Below are 20246 nucleotides of genomic sequence, written 5' to 3' on the forward strand. Positions count from 1 at the left end.
TGGTTTTGCACCATCAAAAGATGTAATGTGATTTTCACATGTGGTTATCATATAACTGGAAAGGATAAATCATGCCAGATACTGACCTATCAATACTTGATGAATTATATGAAATTATAAAAAGCAGGAAAGAAAATCCTGTTGAGAATTCATATGTATGCTCTTTACTCGACCACCGCAAAGGTATTGATAAAATACTGGAAAAGGTAGGAGAAGAAGCAATTGAAACCATACTTGCTGTTAAAAGTGAGAAAAAAGAAGAGATTATCTACGAGTCATCGGATCTGCTTTTTCACCTCATGGTAATGTTTGTGGCTAAGGGAATAACCCTTGAAGAGATTGCCACTGAACTTACTACAAGAAGAAAATAAGTTTAGTAAACTATCAGTTCGTGGAACACATCCTTTTTAGATAGGATTCCTTTTGGCACTCCATCAAACGCAACCAGCAAAAAGCCGATGTTATGCTTATCAAAAACCTTTACAGCATCATAAAGGGATGTTTCCGAATCCACAGTTATAAGGTCACGGGTCATAATGTCCTTGACTTTAGCAGTCATTTTTCCGCTTGCAACAGCATCGCCTATATCTGTGAAGGTTACAACACCAAGTATCTCACCATTGTCTATAACCGGAGCACCGTGGATACTATGTTCTACAAGCATGCGTGCTGTTTCCTGAATGGAGGCATTTCCACTGATAGAGATCATATTCATCCGGGCGTAATTCTTCACAGGCTTCTTTGGCAGGGAAATCATTTCATTTATAGAGAATACAAGTGTGTTCTGGGTATCATCCCTTCCAACGATCTCACCACGAACTATCAATTTGTTCACAGGAGTTGGACCCATCTGAACAAGGTCACCCTGCTCGAAACCCTTGATATTACCAAGAACCTTAATCATGCCATGACAAAGATCCGGATGCCTTACTGTGGTGAAACTAATTTCTGCTACAGTGGCACCCTCAACAAGCTTGTCATTTTTATAAATAGGTACAGCAGCCTCGTGATCCATTACAGTGATGCTTAAAGCTTCATAAGCCTCGCCTGTCGCTTTATATCCTCCTTTAGGACCTGGAACTCCTTCAACAAGACCAAGGACTTTCAAAGATTGCATCTGATTACGGACAGTGCCTGGGTTACGGCTAATAAGCTCTGCAATTTCTTCACCTTTGACAGCACGGTCTTTTTCTCTCTGGAGATTAATCAATGCGATAAGAATATCTTTCTGTATGGGAGTCAGTTCCACAAAATCACCGGTCCATAAACTCGAATATAGTTTATACATACTCAAAGGAGATATATAAATTGTAGTATGTAAGCTAAAGGATATTAGAGGAGATAATATTTATAAGGAACAAGAATTTATAGATTAGAGTGATTTGAATCCACGACAGGAAGGAACATGATTTTTGAAAAAATAAATACAGTCCCCACATCTGAAGAATTACTGAACAAGTCATTCAGAAGGGCAACCAGGGCAATGTCAGGTAAAAACATCACAGGAAGGAGAACTGCTCTTGAAGCAAACGAGTCTATGATGCTGACAGCCGCTAACATACTTACCGATAATCTCAAGAATATAGTCAGAAGGTTTCCTACTTTTGAAAATCTGCCCCCTTTTTACTATGAACTGGCAGACGTAATAGTAGGCGTAGACGACATGAGAAAATCCCTGAGCAGGCTTGACTGGGCCAGTGTAAAGATACATGAGATTGCAAGGGAATATGTGGGAAGAGTCAGAAAGAGCAATGACCCCCTCCCTGTAAGGAAACAATGTTTCGGACGTATTTCATCGATCATATATTCAATTGATAAAGATCTGCTTTTCCTTAACCAGGCCCGAAATAAACTCCGGAAGCTTCCGACAGTAAGTGATGAGCCAACCATTGTGGTTGCGGGGTACCCGAACATAGGAAAATCCAGTTTCGTTACAAAGGTCACAGGTGCAACACCTGAGATCGCACCTTATCCATTTACCACAAAAGGAGTTTCAATCGGGCATTTCTTCGTTGAAAATGAAAGGTATCAGGTAATGGATACTCCCGGACTTCTTGACAGGCCAATGTCAGAGCGCAATGAAATTGAATTGCAGGCAATAACAGCCTTAAAGAACCTGGATGCTGTAGTCCTTTTCATAATTGATGCAAGTGAAACATGTGGTTACGAGATAGAAGACCAGAAGCGCATGCTTGAAGAAGTACGTCGCGAGTTCAAATTACCAGTGCTTGTTGTTGGAAACAAGGCAGACCTTCCCGAATTTAAAGATCTCGATTTTGTGGATATGAAAATGTCCACCGCAACCAATGAAGGAGTCAGTGAAGTAACTTCAATACTGATCGAGATGGTAAAAAAAGCGATTCAGGAAAAAGAGTTAATTAAAGAAAAAGAAGAGATGGAAACAGATGACCTTTAAGGTCATCATCACAATACTTTTTCCATTATATCCAGTGCACTTTTCAGTTTATCCTTTGATGAAGCATAGGAAAGACGTATATGGCCTTCACCACGGTCACCAAAGGCAGTTCCCGGCACAACTATAACACCATTGGATACTAATTTTGATGCTACTTCCCCTGATGTTGAACCTTCGGGTACTTCAGGAAAAGCATAGAATGCACCTTTTGGGGATGCACAATTCAAGCCTATTGAATTCAGGCCTTCTACTAGCATGTCCCTGCGGGCCTTGAACTCATCACGCATGGTAAATACTGAATCCATAGGACCTGCAAGAGCTGCAAATGCAGCTTTCTGCGCAATGGAATTAGCACATGCCTGCACATACTGGTGAACCTTGATCATCTGCTCTGTATATTCCTTTTTTGCAGCAACATATCCGATTCTCCATCCAGTCATAGAAAATGTTTTGGATACTGCATTTATCGTGATGACGTTATCAGAAAACTGTGCAGGGCTCACATGCTCTCCTTCATAGATGAAATGCTCATAAACTTCATCGGATATCAGGGTAATTCCATAGTCATCTGCAATCTGGGCAAATGCCTTCATGTCACTCTTGCTTTGGACTGCACCTGTAGGATTGGCAGGAGAGTTTATGATCATGGCTTTAGTCTTTGGAGATATTTTCTCCAGGACTATCTCAGGACTTATTGTAAGGTCATCTGCAAGGGGAAGTGAAGCAACACGCCCCCCCATCAGGCTCACAAGTGAGTTGTAGGAGACAAAACCAGGATTTGCGATCAGCACTTCATTCCCTGGATCTACCAGGGAAGCAATTGCAAGTTCAAGTGCTTCTGATGCACCGGAAGTGACAATGATCTCCTCAGGAGAAGCATCAAAATTATTCTCTGCTTTGAATTTGGAACTTAAAGCCTGGCGAAGTTCAGGAATACCCGGACCGGCCGTATATCCTGTGAAACCTTCGTTAATAGCATCTATTGCAGCCTGCTTGATATGCTGCGGAGTATCAAAATCCGGCTGCCCAAGGCCAAGATTAATGGAGTTTGGGCCTGCCCCTTCAAACATCTTCCTGATTCCGGAAATGTCTATATCCAAAACCCTCTGTGCGAACTTCGATCCAGGCATAGTATCACTTTATTCAATATTTGTGTGTCTTGATTTAAGATCCTCTTCTGAAGCACCTGTGATGTAAATTAGTTCGGCAATTACCGCATCAAGGAAAACGCTTGCAGAAGTTTCAAAGGATGTACCCAGAGGAGTCAGGTATGTATATTCGCCGCGCATGTGACGCTCAACATAGCCACCTACATCATCCTTTGTCCTTCCCGGGAGAACAATTACAGTATCAGATAGTTCTCCCAATGTGGATTCTTTATTGGACGTAATTGTAATAAGTTTGGCACCGATCTCTTTAGTAACCCTGCCAAGATTTGCAATTGAAAGTGTCTGCCCAGAACCTGAAATAGCAATCACAATATCATCTTTACTTACAGCAGGAGTAGTTGTCTCACCCACAACATGGGATGCGAATCCAAGATGCATAAGTCTCATAGCAAATGCCCTTCCAACAAGTCCGGAGCGACCAGCCCCCATCACAAAGATTCTTTTTGCGTCCATTATGTCTTGCAGCATTTGCCTGACAGAATCCTTGTCAAGCTTCTCAGCTACATTTTCAAGATGTTCAGCCATTAATTTAATAGAAGATGCTAAAAATTTACACTCGGATAAATGGATTTCTTTCATTGGATCTCCTCTTAAAGATCAATCAAAAATGATAGGTTCATTATGTTTTTCTCTTGCATCATCCTTATAATTGATGCCTTTTAGCTTCCAGCCGGTGATACAGCTCAATTCCTCATACAAGCGCATGATGTCAGAGTCGTCTCCGGTCCAGTAGCAGTCTAAGATAGTGTCCTTGTCTTTAAGTTCTTCGGTTATGGAACCTGCGAGATAGAAAAGAGCTTTTTTGCTGAAAAAAGGAACATTGAAAGTTGTCCGGTATCCATCCTTTGATTTTGCATAGGATACCAGGACATAACCATGACTTTCATATTCCGTGATCTCCTCAAAGTCACATATGATCTCCAGTTCATGGACTGCAGAATTATCTATATTGGAAATACCCAGAAGTATTTGCCCTATTACAATATCCGGCACCTGTCTTCCAAACCACACAGATATTTTGCCGTATGTACAGACTACATTCACATCATCCCTACCCATCTCAAAAGAGGACAGGGAGAGATCAGGCGAAATAAGATTCTCTCTATTTTCTTTTTGATCCATTTGCTTCACGCAAATTATTTGTTTATGGAAATCAGAGCACTTATCATGTTGCGATCTTTCTTAAGGGTCTTTAACTGGTCCGCAGATCCGATAACAGTGAGCCTTGTCTTAAGAGTGTTCTTTTTAAGAAGCTTGCCTATAAATGAAGTGTCCACTTCTGAAGGGTAGCTTTGCATTTCTATACCAGAGAAACCATCAGGTTCGATAAGTCTCATGGTCATCTCTATAAGGCTTGCTTCCTCTTCAGGGCTCAGGCCTTTTTCAAGGACCAGTATCTTTCCGCTTTTAACCTCATCAATAATAAACCTGACCTTTTCCACAGGAGTCATTTCAGAGAGCCTGTGTTCTGATACAAGATCCATCTGGAATCCTTGCATTGACATCACCCAAACCTCTTTGCAAGCTCTTCATAAAAGGTATCTATGTTCTTTCCTTCCAGGGCTGAAATGGAAACCATCGGATGCTGCGGGAAAGCGTCCCTTATGGTTGCAGGAGAAGCCTCGGGAAGATCAACTTTGTTGGCAACAATAAGAAGGGGAAGGCTTCGAGCTTCCATGTTACCTATGACAGTTACGTTGACTTGAGTAAAAGGATCCTCTGTGGCATCCATCACAAGAATGACTCCATCCAGGTTCTCAAGCCACTTTACGGCTTCAATAACACCTTCAGTAGCTTCTTTTGCACGCCTTTTGGATTCAGCCTCATCCATACCCTGCGCCATGAACTCGTGGAAATCTATTTTTGTGGCAAGTCCTGGAGTGTCGATAATATCAAGAGTAATGGAGCTTCCATTGGTCTTGATGGTTACTCCTTCCCTGCGCCTTGCACGCCTTGTTTCATGAGCAATATGTGAAACAGAACCCATGGCATCCCCGGTCCAGTCCCTTAGTATCCGGTTAGCCAGAGTTGTCTTTCCTGCGTTTGGCGGTCCGTATATCCCGATTCTGGCATTCTGTTTTTTAAACAGTTTTTTGAAAATATCTGAAAAATTCCTCTTGAAATTCCTAATTACGCCCATTCATTCCCTCCATGAAGTATCATTATATTTAAGTAAGGATAATTTTAGTAGTATAAACACGCATTAACATATAATTTTTATTATCCGAATCTGCAACTCGCTTATTCCTACGATTATATAATCCTTGACATTGCGGAATTTATTGCAATTTCTGCAATATTGGAACCATAATCACCCGTTCGGTCAATGCTGTCCACTACTGTACCAAGGGCAACGATTGATCCATAAGAATTCATTTTCAGGATAGCACCATTGAGCTTATTGATCATGGGAGACATTTTGGTAACCCTGTCAATTACCTGGTTAGCAAGATCTACATCGAAATTATAGAGCGCATCGATTGCATCTTCCACCACCTTCCTTGACATTTCAGATGTGGCTTCTATCATCTCCATTATGTCATCTGGTATTGGACCATTCAAAGAAGCTGTGATCCTTGCAATCTTGCGCGCATGGTCTGCGATACGCTCGATCGGACCTGCCGCCATTCTCAGGTCATGGTACTCATCTATAGATGTTTCAGCCGCGTCGGGCAACCTTGCCCCGCGCAATATGGAACGGAACTGTTTCGATATTAGCAGGAACAGCCTGTCGACATCATCGTCCCTCTGGTCAACATCAAGAGCAAGATCTGTATCCAGGGTCTTAATGGCCTTTATTGCATCCATATGCATGGAATTAGAGATCAAGTACATTCTTCTTACACTCTTTTTGATAGAAACTTCATCCGGATTCAAAAGATCCTGGATAACGACTTTCTTTGCAGTTTCCTCTATGATTTCAGGACCTATCAGCTTGTAACACATACCACGAATGATTGTCTTTTGTTCAGCAAGTATCCTGTCAGCCTTTACCTCTATTATATCTGAACCCGCAAGGTAAGCAGCTATCATGTCTCTTGTAAGAGCATCACCCATCCTTCCGGTGACATCTATCTGGATTCTCCTCACCGCAGGAGCATCATGTATCGGATCGATGATCAATTTTCCATCAGGCTGAGGTTGTAAGGTTACCCTGCTTCCAGTCTTGATTCCAACCTTGTCTGCCCAGGTTTTCGGAAGTGATATTATGTAAGTTGAACCACCTGTCTGCTGAACTTTTCTGGTTTCTATTAAAATCCCTCATTTATGTTTAAGTAATATTAAAATATATAGAACATAAAAGGTATATATATAAGTACTTCTTCACATGAAAAAATATATAACTAAAGCTATTTAACCAGAGAGTATGCAACAACTCAAAATTGACCACAATGATACCTATCTGCTAAGAAAATTATTGCCGCTGATATGCCTGAGCATTCCATGGGAAGTTTATTTTTATTCAAGCGGGTGGGGAATTAAGTTCTCTGTATTTTATGCAAATTTTGATATTGAGTATGGGACACTTTTTGTCAGCATCCTCAGGCAAATAACCTTGCTTTCTTACGGAGGACTTTCCCCCTCGATAAGGACACTAGCCTGGTTTTTTGGTGCCATACTTTGTATTGCATTAATGTTCTACGAAATTCTAAAGGAAAATATAGAAATAGACTATGGGATAAAAACGAGCGGATACTTGCTTATTTGCTGTGGGATCCTGACACTTATCAGTTCAATTGCAGTCTGGAATGTTGATTTCAAGACTTTGCCTATAGCCCCTTTCTTCTTTGCAGTGTTTGGATACCTGTTTATTCAGACGGATAAGGGAGAACAATTATCAGATACCAAAACGTGAGATAGTGTTAGAAGAGAATAGTATACTCCTTTGAATTTATGCAGACCTTCAGATCTGCAGGAATGGATGTTTTTGAAGACATGATCAGCATTGCAACAGATTTCCATTCGATCAAAATATCGACAATGAGTCCAGAATCCGCCTCATGCTGATCTTTAATGACCGAGAATAGTTTTCTGGAAAAGCAGGATGCAAACATGTCTTCGAACGGATACACGGACCTGAATTCACCTGAAAAGAATTTGCACATGTCTGCAATGAAAATGTCATTTAACTCTTCTATGAGCCGAAAACGGAAGTTCAGGCCACATGCATTTGCCCAAAAATGCGGATATTTGCACTGCTTATGCGAATCAAATAGACCGCACATCAAGAAAACATCTTTTCCGGGGAAACGGTTAGCCGTGCTCAAATTCCTCCCACAATAATATATCATAATTCTTAATTCCCAATAATAATAAGCAATTTATATTTGGTATATACATCCTTTTTGAAAGATATTATTTTTTTTATTTTTACAGGGAAAGGATATGCGTAGTTCCTGATTCGCATTGTTCAATGAATTTAACCGTATATATATTACCTTTCAACTAAATATGTTTCAATAGTATAATTTCACCTAACAATAGAATAGTAGCCAACAAAAATTATATATGGATAAATAATAATAGTGCAATATAATTAAAGAAGTTAATCTACCTATAATCATTGTGTCCAGAAATGGACATAAATAAGAATAAATTGGAAGCAGGCTTTAGATTCTTTTTTTGAATAAAAGGCCTGAACAGAGGAATCTGTAATTCGATATTAGTTCATTGGTATAATGTTATACTCAGAAAATAATATTAGATAGTCCGATACCTTTTACCTTATGAGCTCGAATTGCACAGTTAGCCTTCCGGGTATTCTAGCAAAGAAACACGAATTTAGATTCACTGAATCTGGTACCGACCTTAGACCAACAATTAACCTCTTAAAAAGTTCTGTACTCGTTTCTTTTTCAGGAGCACTCAGGATACACATAGCATTCCTCCTGATGCACATCCACTCTGTATTTTTCAACTGCCTTGCAGGAGGATTGATAATTTACTCAGTTTATACGTTGGATAGAGCCATGGATTCAGAAGAAGACATGGCAAACAGGCCAGAATTAAGAGGAGCTTCGAAGAAAACCGCTTTAATTGTTTCACTTCTCTGTTTTATAATCGGAGCTTCCATCCTTACGATTAACGGATTGATCGTCATAGCTTTTCTCCCACTTGTTACCGGTTACCTTTACAGCAAAGGCATACAGATAGGAAAATTCAGTCTGAAGCTCAAAGGCGGGCTTGGGATAAAGAACCTTGTAGTTGGAGTTACCTGGGGAGCTTTTATCGCAGGAATTGCCGGTATATATGCCAGTAACATGGTTGCACCACTAATCGTTTTCCTCTATTTTAGCCTGAAACTGTTCGTAAATACCACAATCTATGATTTCAAGGACGTAAAAGGAGATACACTGGCAGGCATAAAGACATTACCTGTAGTACTGGGGAAAAAGAGAACAAAGATACTGCTTTTTAGCCTGCACCTGTTGTCACACTCGATACTGCTTGCATCCATTTTGACAGAAGCTGTTGCTTTTGAACCGGTTATACTGGGTTACAGCTTTATCATCGGAATTCTGTATATCAAAAAATTTGCGGAGTCTGTCGAAGTAGAATCAAAGAACAGGCTGGCAAAGAGGCTGTTCATGATAGACGGGGAATCAACCTCAATTGTCGGTCTGAGAGCTATTGTAAATGGGATCGTAGTCTGATTACAATCAAATAGAAGTTATCTGACTGGATATTGCTTTGTAATGATCAAAAAGTTCACTTCCCCATTTTAATGCAGATTCACCAGAACCTACGAGATCGTCCCGGGGGTCATATGTATCAGGAGTAAAGAAAAGAGACATTGAGAAGAAAACATCAGTGACAACAAATGCAAGTTTGACATCATCGACAACATATAATTCCGTATGAGGGGAACTTAAGTAATATTCAAGCTTATCATGGTGTTCATCCCTTACCTTGGAAAACACCTTCTCAGTAAGGATTAGCGATGTTGGCACATTCCTTTTTGCCATCCCCACTACAAAATCCGGGTATGTTGGAATGAATATGGATGATACTCCCTTAAGATAAGAAGATCTGGAAATGTTCTCTGTGAAACTTTTATGGGATTCGTATATGTTTTCAATACTATCCGACACTACTTCACAGCCCTTCAGGTCCATAAGATTGTCCAGCAGGTTTTGAGGAATGTCATCAAGATAATGCTCTTCCCAAAACGATTCATTTTTCTCTATGGTCTCAATTATTTCCAGAAATGGTCTGAAATGAGTAATTATAGCTCTGCCGATCGGAGTGATATGGTAATGTTTGTCAGTCCTCTCTATAAGGTTATAAGCAAGCATTTCTTTTATCCGGGGAGAGATTTCCGGTGAGGATACATTGAAATAGTCTTTGATATCAGATAGCGTGCTTGGCTTTTTCTCAAGTAAAAATAATATGTCCTTTCGTTTCTCCGAAAAGGTGAGTATACTTAAAAGCCCTTTTGATTTCACATTGACCACCTGAATGTTTGTAAGATGTATCCAACCAACTAATGAATAAAGCCTTGCTAATTATATAAAAGTGAGGTAATGATTTATAAGTTTTTTCTAATCAAGTGCAGTAGAAGATAAAATTTATGCAATTGTGCTAAAAGTTCATACCAAGTAAAGCAAACTTTCCTTAGAAGCCTTTAAAAGAGATTTTAATAAAAAACAAAGCACTTCAATGCAAGAAGTGCCGCATTCCGGTAAATACCATGGATACACCTAACCTGTTGGCAGTGTCAATGACTTCCTTATCCCTGATAGATCCACCAGGGGAGAGAATAAACTTAATACCGTGTTCAGCTGCATGTACTACACTATCATCAAAAGGAAAGAAAGCATCAGACGCCATCACGCATTTTGAGAATACATTGCTGCAGTAGTCATCAAAGGACATATCTGGATTCTCACGCTCGTATATTACCCGAAGGTTCTCACGCGCTTTTGTTACCGCAAGCTTTCTGATAGAGTCAACCCGGTTTGGCTGCCCTGCTCCCATTGAAAGCATCATATAACAACCATCCTCATATTCATATGCAAGACTTACTGCATTTGACTTCACGCATTTGCAAGCATGCAGTGAAAACTCTGAAACACCACGTATCCCTTCAGGATATTCAATATCAGTTACACATTCCCACTTATCATAGATGCCAATGTTGCGGGACTGTTTCAGGATCCCACCGATAACATACTTGTAGGTGTTATCCACACTGAACGGTTCATTGAACTGCGGAAGTTCAAGAAGTCGAAGATTTGCACTTTTATTCTTCAGGTATTCGAGGGCATCGTGTTCAAAACCCGGAGCAAGGATAATTTCCACAAACTTTCCGTTAAGGAATTCTGCTGACTGGAGATCAAAAACAGTGTTAGTACAGATAATGCTTCCATATGCTGATATTGGGTCCCCGTTCCATGCCGCCTGAAGTGCCTGTAACAACGTGTTACCGGTGGAAAGGCCACATGGATTGTTGTGCTTTACAATCGTCACAGCAGGTTTGGAAAGAGACAGTTCTTTGACGGTCTGTAGTGCATTGTCGGCATCAATATAGTTATTGTATGACAATTCTTTCCCATGTAGTTGTTTTGCATTTGCAAGGGTTGGACCGGCTACTTCAGCCTCTTTATAGAACTTTGCTTCCTGATGCCAGTTTTCGCCATACCTGAGCGTTACACCATCGGTATAGTTCAGGCGCAGGACATCCTGCCCAAGCAATTCCTTGCTAAGATACGTGTCAATTGCAGCATCATAATCTGCGGTGTGCCTGAAAGCCTTAACTGCCAGTTGCTCCCTGGATATCTGGGAAACGACTCCAGTTGAACGGATCTCTTTCAGAACATGACCATAATCTTCCGGGTCACATACAACGCTTACTGAGCGATAGTTCTTGGCAGCCGAACGAAGCATGGCAGGCCCGCCAATATCAATATTTTCAATGGCTTCTTCAAGCAATACGCCTTCTTTTGAAACCGTGATCTCAAACGGATAAAGGTTGACCACTACAAGGTCTATCATTTCCACATCTGCTTTTTGGGCCTCTCCCATATGATCATGGTCATCCCGTATGCACAGGATACCTCCATGGATCTTAGGATGAAGAGTCTTAACCCTGCCGCCCATCATTTCCGGGAACCCTGTGACATCCGCTACATCTGTGACCTCAATACCTGAGTCACGGAGCATGCGGGCAGTTCCACCGGTAGAAATAATCTGTATATCCAGTTTTTCGAGTCCACGAGCAAAATCTACAATTCCGGTCTTATCAGAAACGCTGAGCAGTGCTCTTTTTACCAAAAAATCACCGTATGAAATTGGCAGATATATACTATAAGGCTTCTGGTCAGAATCAGGAATTGAATTTGACAACAGGGCAGACATCGATGCATTTCCCACAATGGACACATCCTTCATTGATAATAGCCAGTCCTTTTTTCATCCTGATAAAACCATTCGGGCACTTACCTACACATACACCGCAACCGCTGCAAAGCAGGGCTCTTCTCACAGAGAGTTCCACCTTTTTCATCAGTTTCCTTGCATCCCTGTCAGAATCACTTCTTGCAGTGACACTACCTGAAGCAAAAACCTGTGCACGATCCTCCTCACCACGGGATACCAGTGCCACACCTTCCATGTAAGAAGCCTTGCCTACTGCTTCCAGCATCCCTGTGTGTTCAAGCCTTCCAAGATCAACAGGACCGTCAAATCCACCTTCTGCGGATATACCACCCTGCTTGCACGGACGATAGCCGGAAGTCATGGCAAAGTTCAGGCTATTTTGGTTGGTGCCTTTTGGAATGATATCTATTCCCTTTTTCTTTGCAATTTCCTTCAACTGGGGAGGCAGTTCTTTCCATCTCCAGAAACCGTGCTTAACCCATTCTTCTGACAGGCCCATGCGCTCAGCATACGAAAGCAGGTAATCGTTAAGTTTCTTTTCCATTTCAGGATGGGTTTCCTTAAGCCTTACAAGGTCAGCCAGTGAACAGGAAGGACACAGCCAGCACCCTATCCTGTCAAAACCGCTCGCATACATAGGATTGAAAAGAAGGTTGTTCCTGAAGATATAGAGCCAGACATGCATCGCGGTCCAGTTCTGTATCGGTGCTGCAGCTACCTGGTTTCCTACCCATGGGTTCTTCCATACATGCTCGCTTTTTGCCCTGGCATCTGACTCATATTTCCTCTGCCCTATGAAAGTAAGACAACCGGTTTCATAATTATCGTTGATGATCTGAGTGATAGGGCCAAGTTTACATACCTTGCAGCACCAGCGAACTTCCACACTGGGAGGGCCGAAACTGTCTACTGAATCCCAGAAAGCATTGCCCGAACTTATCATTTTAAGAGGTCTGCCATAGAATTGTGCAACATCGTGTGCATTCTTTACGGTTTCCGGGAATTCGATACCGGTGTCTGCAAAAAGCAAGTCGTAATCATCAAGGCATTCACTGACAAGGTGAAGCACTGCAAGACTGTCCTTCCCGCCGGAATAGGACACTGTCACCGGACGGTCTACTGAAGAGGCGACATTTTTGATGAATTTGTGGGAACGATCAACAAAATCATTCATGTAAGTCTCATTTGCTTTTACAGCATCATCCCAGGTTTGTCCACCCCAAGGAATTGAGATATCCGTAGGCTCTTCCTTAAGCCTGACCTTTACAGCAGCACCTTTTCCCCTTTCAAGCATCTTTTCCCCGCTCATGCGGGAGCGACCTGTAGCGAGCACTTTACCGTCATGGGTCAGAACTACTGTTTCTTCCATCTCCTTTATGGAGGGATCCGCGTCATTTACTCCAGGAGCAAGTACACTTGAACCATCGAGAATGAACTTTTCAGCACCCTCATCTATACAGACCCAGCTTTTCAGGATCTTATGATCAGCATTATCAAATATCCGGCGTGCACCACTTATTCTCAGGAGCAGGACCCACTTCAGCTGTTCAAGCTCAAACCGGATGCTGCCTATGACCTCACCGTCAGCGATGATCTCGTCCATACGGTCATCGTAGGGAGATTTGTTAAGGACAACTACTCTCTCATCAGTTATCAGCGGTGCATTGAACTGTTCGGTTGAGAGTTTATTGATCAGGTCTATTTCATACTGAAAAGCAGGGCGGATATCTCCCGGAGGAGTTACAGTCACCTGCCTGGTAGCAGTTCCACAGGAACATTCTTTCCCAAGGACAGGAACATTACATGAAGGGCACCAGTGAAGGAGCAGTTCACCAAGATAAAGAGGTTTTGACATTGTGCATCCTCAATATTGAAGTTTTAAATACTTTTTGGCAAATCCAGACTTAAAAGAATTTCGATGCAAAAGATGCTTTCACGTTGCACATCTCAGAATAACTGCAGCTGGCACACAAAGCACTTTCTTTTTTATCAGGCATGGTCCCTTCTTTTATCTTTCTTACACGGCCGATGGTCTGTAAGACCTGCCTGCGGTCTGTCGAATGGATGTTAATCTTCCTGAAAAGTCCTGACCTTGCATACAGGACAAAACCGGACTTTACCGGACTGCCATGCATCTCCTCGGCAAGCATTGCAAAAGATGCGAGATGTAACCGGTCATTGGTCCATACGCCATTTTCCGGAACACTGCCTGTTTTGATAATAACCGGTGCAAAGGAACCTTCTAATTCGACCAGCCTGTAGGGAATGCCTGTCATATTGAGTTTATCAGAATGGAGGAATGGCTCTTCGTCCATAAAAGAAAGCATCCCGGCCAGTTTTGATGTTTCCGGAACCTTTGCCTGTTCAGAAAGGTTCTGGCGAATTTCATCAAAGTTCGCTCTTATGACTTCCGATGCCTCATCGATTATTTCCGCGGTAACCCCGTCCATTTCAACTGGGTATATCAGGCTTATATTTTCCAGTACCTCTGAAAGCAATATTTCAAGATCCTCATAAGAAACATCGTCTTTTGACGAAGAGCTATTCAACATATGAGGAAATGACATAGCCATTTCCTTTAATACAAGGTGTTCTATATAAGATAGGGAAGAAGAGGATACTGGTTCGTGGCTGCGGCATGAGTAATATAATTTCCTTGCGCAGGAAAGATAAATGGCTAACTCGGAGACCGTTATTTTTATTTTTTCATTTTTGAGAAACATATTTTTATAGTTGATATATAGCATAGTATAAATAAATAAACGGTTTGAATCTGAGTGCATCGACAATAAACGAACTTATATTCGTTAAATATATATGTTAATCTACCCTTAGGAATATAAAGCATGAATGAAGACGAATCGCATGGAATGGTTCGCCAGCGTCTTGCAGAAAAGATGGCAGGCGAGATTACACTGTCTGAGAAGCCTGGCGAGGCCCTGAAAAAGTGGCGATTGAATTTTGAGATCGCACAGACTGATCTTTCAGGCTACCTGAGTGTTTCTCCTTCGGTCATCAGTGACTATGAAAGTGGCAGGAGAAAATCACCGGGCACACTTATTGTCAGCAGGATAGTTGGAGCTCTCCTTGAAATCGATTCGCAGCGAGGAGGACAGAAAATTCATGCTTATGAGGGGATACTTTTTGCGGATAAAACGTCAAAGGCCATTTACGCCACTTACGAATACACATTTCCCATGCAGGTTGCAAAGCTTGCCAATATCATTCAGGCAGATATCGTTAACAAGGGAATAGAAAAACCACTTTATGGTTTTACTGTTGTGGACAGTAAAAAAGCTATTCTCGAACTTTCATCCCATGAGTTCCAGAAACTCTATGGGTGGAGTACCGAACGTGCAATGATATTCACCAAGGTCACAACCGGCAAATCACCAATGGTAGCCATAAGGGTCACAAATCTGAAACCTGGGGCTGTTGTGATACACGGGCTGCGTGGAAATGAGGTTCATCTGATGGCAAAGAAGATGGCTGAAATTGACAGGATTCCCCTTCTTGCAACGACAATGGACATTGATGAGATGGTAGAAGCACTGAAAAAGTACAGTGAATACCACGTTATAGAGTAGGATTATATTTAAATGCACATTTAAACGGTGTTAAGATGAGTGTAGGGATAGTTTCGTATGGTGCCTATGTACCTAAATACAGAATAAAGATCGATGAAATCGCTCGTGTATGGGGAGAAGATGCAGAGATACTCAAATCAGGACTGATGGTCTTTGAAAAATCAGTTCCTGATGTTGATGAAGATGCAGCGACTATTGCAGTAGAGGCTGCAAGGGCTGCAGTTTTAAGATCAGGTATAGATCCTCAGAGAATAGGTGCCGTGTACACAGGTTCTGAAAGTCATCCTTATGCTGTTAAACCCACAAGTACTATAGTTGCAGAAGCAACCGGTGCAACACCTGTACTTACTGCAGCGGATTTTGAATTTGCATGTAAGGCAGGGACTGCCGCAGTTCAGGCATGTATGGGACTTGTTTCCTCAGGGATGATAGATCTAGGACTTGCTATAGGCTCAGATGTTGCCCAGGGTGCTCCCGGAGATGCTCTTGAATATACTGCTGCAGCAGGTGGTGTTGCCTATCTTATCGGCAAGAAGGAGTCAGAACTTGTAGCCATTATCGAAGACACATATTCCTTCACAACTGATACTCCTGACTTCTGGAGACGTGAAGGCATGCCATATCCTGAACATGGAGGCAGATTCACAGGAGAGCCAGGTTACTTCAAACATGTTACAAACGCTGCAAAAGGACTTATGACAAAGATAGGCACAAAACCTGCAGACTATGATTATGCAGTATTCCACCAGCCAAATGGAAAATTCCCAACCCGTGCAGCTTCAATGCTTGGTTTTACTAAAGAACAGATCAAACCAGGACTTGTTGTTCCAAGGCTTGGGAACACATATTCAGGCTCATGCATGATGGGAATTGCAGCAACACTTGACCAGGCAAAACCCGGAGACCGCATATTTGCAACCGCATTCGGATCAGGAGCCGGTGGAGATGCTTTTAGCATAACCGTGACCGACCGGATAGAAGAAATACGTGACAAAGCACCAAAGGTCGAGGAACTCCTTGCAAATCCTATCTACATAGACTACGCCAAGTATGCCAGGCATAAAGGAAAGATAAAGGTAGCGTGAGGTATGAAAAATGAGAGATGTAGCAATCATAGGTGTCAAGAACACATGTTTTGGTGAACAGTGGGATCGTTCCTTCAGGGATCTCGTTGTTGAGGCAGGAGTCGGTGCAGTTGACGATGCTGGCGTTGTCGGAGAGAGAATAGACTCAATGTTTGTCGGGAACATGAGCGGTGGACAATTTGTTGAGCAGGAACACATCGGAGCACTTATCGCGGATTATTCAGGTCTTGCAAAGGATATGCATGTACCCTCAACACGTGTTGAGGCAGCCTGCGCTTCCGGCGGACTGGCACTGCGGCAGGGAATATATGCTGTAGCTTCAGGATTGGATGATATTGTTATCGCTGCCGGAGCAGAAAAGATGACAGATGTACCTTCTGCAAGAGCATCATCTGCCCTGGCAGCGGCAGCTGACAGGGAATGGGAAGGCATCATGGGGGCAACTTTCCCCGGATTGTATGCAATGATAGCTAAGATGCACATGCACAAATACGGCACTACAAGTGAACAGCTAGCGGCGGTCGCTGTGAAGAACCACTACAATGGACAGTTCAACCCGATAGCCCAGTACAAGAGTCCTATTACAATTGAGTCTGTACTGAAATCAATAATGGTGGCAGATCCATTGCATATATTTGACTGTTCACCTATCACTGATGGCGCATCTGCTGTGGTGCTTGCACCTGCGGATATTGCCCATGAGTTTACAGACACACCTATTTATGTCAGAGCTACGGCACAGGCTTCAGATACCATTGCATTGCATGACCGCAGGGATATAACTACCCTTGATGCAACTGTATCAGCAGGAAAAAGAGCATACCAGATGGCAAAGATGGAGCCAAGGGACATCCAGCTTGTAGAAGTCCATGATTGCTTCACCATTGCCGAGATATGTGCCATTGAAGACCTTGGCTTTGCAAAGAAGGGTGAAGGCGGAATAGTAACACAGAACGGTGAGACCGCAATTGGCGGAAGGATACCTGTAAACACTTCAGGCGGACTAAAATCGTGCGGACACCCTGTAGGAGCCACCGGCGTGAAACAGGCTGTTGAGATCGTAGAGCAGCTTCGCGGTGAAGCCGGAAAGCGTCAGGTTGACGGGGCAGAGATTGGAATGACCCACAATGTTGGAGGATCCGGAGCTACTGCTGTTGTACACATATTCTCGAGGAACAGGTGATTATCATGTCAGTACCACGATTTTGGAGAAAACAGATAGCCAGGTACAACCTTGTAGGTACACACTGTAAAAAATGCGGGGAATATTTCTATCCTCCACGCAACATGTGTCCTGCCTGCAGGCGTGAAGGGGAGATCGAGGATTTCAAGTTCAGCGGAAAAGGCGAGGTTGTAACATTCACTGTTATCCGCACTGCTGCTGAAGGTTTTGAGGACCAGACCCCTTATGTTCTCGGAATTATTAAGCTGGAAGAAGGCCCAAGTCTTACAAGCCAGATAATATGTGATATTCAATCCATATATATAGGCATGAAAGTAAAGCCTGTATTCAGGAAACTGGGACAGGACGGCGAACAGGGTATGATATACTACGGTACCAAATTTGTCCCCGAAAAATGTTAGAAATTGAAGTAAAAGCCCGTGCCGGTCACCAGCATGTAAAAGAAGTGCTGTCAGGTATAGGTGCTGATTTTATAGGTGTCCAGCATCACTGTGACACCTACTTTAATGCCCCTCACAGGGATTTTGCGAATACTGATGAAGCACTCAGGATACGCTCCGTAGATGGCAGGTCTGTTATGACCTATAAAGGGAAAAAACTGGACACATTATCCAAGACCCGTGAGGAATTTGAGACCGAAGTAGACGGAGGAAATGCGCGTAGCATTCTTCTTGCACTCGGATTCTATGAATCAGGTGTTGTCAGGAAGACAAGGAGAGTCTTCATATATAGAAATATGACCATCTGCCTTGACAATGTGGGAAGTCTCGGGGAATTTATTGAAGTTGAGATTACTGCCGAATCAGATATCGAGTTGCATCGGAAGCAGATATTTGACTTTCTTGATAGGTTCGGTATTGGGGAAAAAGATTCCATCAGGACTTCGTATCTTGAGATGGTGCTTGGTCAGGGTGCGGGAAAGTAGTTTTTTAGGGGAAGCTGTCGGAAATGTGATGTTTATTCATGATTTTTCTGTAAAGCCAGTGATAGATCGAGAACTCATTTTGTGGATGGGAAAACCTTGTTTTTGTTTCCGATTATGGAACCGAAATATAACTATTTTCCATTATAATACTTAAACCCGAAAAATTTGATTTATATATAAACAAATCGGCTTTTATATCATTCTTTATATATTAATACGGACTGTAACAGTTGGTTACAATATTTTGATTATGTTCATCATCAAACCAACAACACTGCAATAACCCCTGCCAAAAACACCCCATCAAAAGTCCCCGCACCTCCAATGCTCACAACAGGGGCGCCCAGTTTGGTAATAGCTCCCATGTTCAGCAAGTCAGCGCCTATCAGGGTGCCCAGGGTGCCGCTGATGTAGGCTACGGCGAAGATGAGTTCATGCTGTACCGGGGTTGTGTAGACAATGAGGATGGAGATCAGGGCTGCAGCTATCGGAGGGAGCAGTGCGGGGGAGACTATGCCCACTCCTTTTACTGGTCTTGCAATTGCCTTTGTTATCAGGGCAACGATAACAGTGGCATAGAAGGCGTAGACCGCAGCATCAGGGAAAAGGCTTAGCAGGTAGAGGGAGACGAACGTGGGAATCAGAGCTCCGCCTACGTTTATGGCTAAGGTGGTCCTGGTCTTGTAGGTCTGCTTGAAAGGAACCCTGTATGAGACTCCGAATACCTTAACGTACCTGTGGTTCACGATGGGAGTTTCAGACTCGATGGTCTTCAGGGGTATGTTTATACTGCTTCCGATAAGCGAGGCAAGAAGCAGGACAAGAGCATCGTTCCATGAGAAACCTATCTTTGCAAACGCACTGCTCACAAAACCGAAGAAAAGAATCGATATGCTCAATGCAAGGATAAAAGTGAGTATCAGCGTAAAAACAAATGTAAAAGGATTATAAAATATCCGATGCCTCATAGCATATTGTCCTTGTTAACACTATATACTTATTTGGGTCACACAGCACAACAGATTATACAAATCCAGTAATTGCCCTGGAACCCAGGAAATTATCCTTGCTTATGGCATCGCTGTTGAAAATTTCCTCATTGATCATAATAGATGTATTGTTCCTCAGGGCAATAGCAATACAATCGCTTGGACGGGCATCGAACTCCATGGTAGTGCCGTCTTTTTTCAGCGTGATCCGGGCATAGTATATATTATCTATCTTCTCATCTATCAGCACCCTCTCAATCTCTGCCCCCAGGCGCACAAGCATGGATACAATAAGATCATGTGTCATAGGTCGTGGCATAGTCTCATTCCTCAGCACCGAATTAATGGACAGCGCCTCTGATTGACCTATGTGTATAGGCATAAGGAGCCCCTCTTCATCTTCAAGCATCACAGCCGGCACAGCTTTCCCGAAGATGTTGATCATAAACACTCCTTTCACAGTAACTTTCTTGGTCTTATTTGCAGAGTTCATTGACAATGGCCTTTCCATTA

At 42.5% G+C, this 20246-nt stretch carries 23 protein-coding genes; 9 read left to right on the top strand and 14 right to left on the bottom strand.

Going from position 1 to position 20246, the window contains the following annotated elements:
• Nucleotides 1–71: 71 nt before the first annotated feature.
• Complete coding sequence (gene hisE / locus BB781_RS05375; protein ID WP_094227474.1) at nt 72–371, top strand: phosphoribosyl-ATP diphosphatase; 300 nt, start codon at nt 72–74, stop codon at nt 369–371.
• Nucleotides 372–373: 2 nt separating this feature from the next.
• Here hisE and BB781_RS05380 read toward each other — a convergent pair whose 3' ends face one another.
• Nucleotides 374–1249 carry a CBS domain-containing protein gene (locus BB781_RS05380; protein WP_094227475.1) on the bottom strand — a complete coding sequence of 292 codons (876 nt, stop codon included), beginning with the start codon at nt 1247–1249 and terminating at the stop codon, nt 374–376.
• 156 nt (nt 1250–1405) lie between these two features.
• Here BB781_RS05380 and BB781_RS05385 point away from each other — a divergent pair, with 156 nt between their 5' ends.
• Nucleotides 1406–2416 (top strand): NOG1 family protein, encoded by a 1011-nt coding sequence (locus BB781_RS05385; protein ID WP_094227476.1) that lies wholly within the window; start codon nt 1406–1408, stop codon nt 2414–2416.
• A gap of 8 nt (nt 2417–2424) precedes the next feature.
• Here the strand turns inward: BB781_RS05385 and BB781_RS05390 are convergent, their stop codons facing one another.
• The 6 genes from BB781_RS05390 to BB781_RS05415 all read right to left on the bottom strand — a co-directional run bounded on the left by BB781_RS05390 (nt 2425) and on the right by BB781_RS05415 (nt 6837).
• Nucleotides 2425–3546, bottom strand: coding sequence for a pyridoxal phosphate-dependent aminotransferase (locus tag BB781_RS05390; protein WP_094227477.1), 1122 nt, complete (start codon nt 3544–3546; stop codon nt 2425–2427).
• 9 nt (nt 3547–3555) lie between these two features.
• Nucleotides 3556–4164 (bottom strand): 6-phospho-3-hexuloisomerase, encoded by a 609-nt coding sequence (hxlB, locus tag BB781_RS05395; protein ID WP_094227478.1) that lies wholly within the window; start codon nt 4162–4164, stop codon nt 3556–3558.
• 18 nt (nt 4165–4182) lie between these two features.
• Nucleotides 4183–4707: a hypothetical protein gene (locus BB781_RS05400; protein ID WP_094227479.1), complete on the bottom strand. Its 525-nt coding sequence runs from the start codon at nt 4705–4707 to the stop codon at nt 4183–4185.
• 14 nt (nt 4708–4721) lie between these two features.
• A complete protein-coding gene (locus tag BB781_RS05405) occupies nt 4722–5084 on the bottom strand; it encodes a DUF2073 domain-containing protein (protein WP_094227538.1) in 363 nt (120 codons plus the stop codon).
• A gap of 5 nt (nt 5085–5089) precedes the next feature.
• The gene (locus BB781_RS05410; protein ID WP_094227480.1) at nt 5090–5725 is read right to left on the bottom strand and encodes an Era-like GTP-binding protein; all 636 of its coding nucleotides are present in this window, start codon (nt 5723–5725) and stop codon (nt 5090–5092) included.
• 113 nt (nt 5726–5838) lie between these two features.
• A complete protein-coding gene (locus BB781_RS05415) occupies nt 5839–6837 on the bottom strand; it encodes a PhoU domain-containing protein (RefSeq protein WP_094227481.1) in 999 nt (332 codons plus the stop codon).
• Nucleotides 6838–6952: 115 nt separating this feature from the next.
• Between BB781_RS05415 and BB781_RS05420 the strand changes: the two genes are divergently transcribed.
• Nucleotides 6953–7441, top strand: coding sequence for a hypothetical protein (locus BB781_RS05420; RefSeq protein ID WP_094227482.1), 489 nt, complete (start codon nt 6953–6955; stop codon nt 7439–7441).
• Nucleotides 7442–7448: 7 nt separating this feature from the next.
• Here the strand turns inward: BB781_RS05420 and BB781_RS05425 are convergent, their stop codons facing one another.
• Complete coding sequence (locus BB781_RS05425; protein ID WP_094227483.1) at nt 7449–7853, bottom strand: hypothetical protein; 405 nt, start codon at nt 7851–7853, stop codon at nt 7449–7451.
• 459 nt (nt 7854–8312) lie between these two features.
• On the opposite strand from BB781_RS05425, the gene BB781_RS05430 reads away from it, so the two are divergent.
• Complete coding sequence (locus BB781_RS05430; RefSeq protein WP_094227484.1) at nt 8313–9239, top strand: UbiA family prenyltransferase; 927 nt, start codon at nt 8313–8315, stop codon at nt 9237–9239.
• A 6-nt stretch (nt 9240–9245) separates the two neighbouring features.
• Here BB781_RS05430 and BB781_RS05435 read toward each other — a convergent pair whose 3' ends face one another.
• The 4 genes from BB781_RS05435 to BB781_RS05450 all read right to left on the bottom strand — a co-directional run bounded on the left by BB781_RS05435 (nt 9246) and on the right by BB781_RS05450 (nt 14687).
• Nucleotides 9246–10031: a helix-turn-helix transcriptional regulator gene (locus BB781_RS05435; RefSeq protein WP_164997787.1), complete on the bottom strand. Its 786-nt coding sequence runs from the start codon at nt 10029–10031 to the stop codon at nt 9246–9248.
• A 211-nt stretch (nt 10032–10242) separates the two neighbouring features.
• Nucleotides 10243–11859 carry a bifunctional phosphoribosylaminoimidazolecarboxamide formyltransferase/IMP cyclohydrolase gene (gene purH / locus BB781_RS05440; RefSeq protein WP_094227539.1) on the bottom strand — a complete coding sequence of 539 codons (1617 nt, stop codon included), beginning with the start codon at nt 11857–11859 and terminating at the stop codon, nt 10243–10245.
• 52 nt (nt 11860–11911) lie between these two features.
• A complete protein-coding gene (locus BB781_RS05445; protein ID WP_094227486.1) occupies nt 11912–13819 on the bottom strand; it encodes a phosphoadenosine phosphosulfate reductase domain-containing protein in 1908 nt (635 codons plus the stop codon).
• Between the two features lie 49 nt (nt 13820–13868).
• Nucleotides 13869–14687 (bottom strand): Dna2/Cas4 domain-containing protein, encoded by an 819-nt coding sequence (locus BB781_RS05450; protein WP_164997788.1) that lies wholly within the window; start codon nt 14685–14687, stop codon nt 13869–13871.
• Nucleotides 14688–14810: 123 nt separating this feature from the next.
• Here BB781_RS05450 and BB781_RS05455 point away from each other — a divergent pair, with 123 nt between their 5' ends.
• Genes BB781_RS05455 through cyaB form a run of 5 tightly spaced genes read left to right on the top strand, consistent with a single transcriptional unit; the run spans nt 14811 to nt 18744 of the window.
• On the top strand, nt 14811–15551 hold the full coding sequence (locus BB781_RS05455) for a helix-turn-helix domain-containing protein (RefSeq protein WP_094227488.1): 741 nt from the start codon (nt 14811–14813) through the stop codon (nt 15549–15551).
• A 35-nt stretch (nt 15552–15586) separates the two neighbouring features.
• Entirely contained in the window at nt 15587–16636 is a 1050-nt protein-coding gene (locus BB781_RS05460; protein WP_094227489.1) for a hydroxymethylglutaryl-CoA synthase, read from the top strand.
• Between the two features lie 10 nt (nt 16637–16646).
• Nucleotides 16647–17819 (top strand): thiolase domain-containing protein, encoded by a 1173-nt coding sequence (locus BB781_RS05465; RefSeq protein WP_094227490.1) that lies wholly within the window; start codon nt 16647–16649, stop codon nt 17817–17819.
• A 5-nt stretch (nt 17820–17824) separates the two neighbouring features.
• The gene (locus BB781_RS05470) at nt 17825–18220 is read left to right on the top strand and encodes a Zn-ribbon domain-containing OB-fold protein (protein WP_207205245.1); all 396 of its coding nucleotides are present in this window, start codon (nt 17825–17827) and stop codon (nt 18218–18220) included.
• The gene (gene cyaB, locus BB781_RS05475) at nt 18214–18744 is read left to right on the top strand and encodes a class IV adenylate cyclase (protein ID WP_094227491.1); all 531 of its coding nucleotides are present in this window, start codon (nt 18214–18216) and stop codon (nt 18742–18744) included. Before BB781_RS05470 ends, cyaB begins: the two co-directional genes overlap by 7 nt.
• 260 nt (nt 18745–19004) lie before the next feature.
• Here cyaB and BB781_RS05480 read toward each other — a convergent pair whose 3' ends face one another.
• Nucleotides 19005–19712 (bottom strand): DUF1614 domain-containing protein, encoded by a 708-nt coding sequence (locus BB781_RS05480; protein WP_094227492.1) that lies wholly within the window; start codon nt 19710–19712, stop codon nt 19005–19007.
• Nucleotides 19713–19767: 55 nt separating this feature from the next.
• Nucleotides 19768–20178, bottom strand: coding sequence for a bifunctional nuclease family protein (locus BB781_RS05485; RefSeq protein WP_242492540.1), 411 nt, complete (start codon nt 20176–20178; stop codon nt 19768–19770).
• Between the last annotated feature and the right edge of the window lie 68 nt (nt 20179–20246).

Source organism: Methanolobus psychrotolerans (assembly GCF_002243045.1).
GTDB classification, from domain to species: domain Archaea; phylum Halobacteriota; class Methanosarcinia; order Methanosarcinales; family Methanosarcinaceae; genus Methanolobus; species Methanolobus psychrotolerans.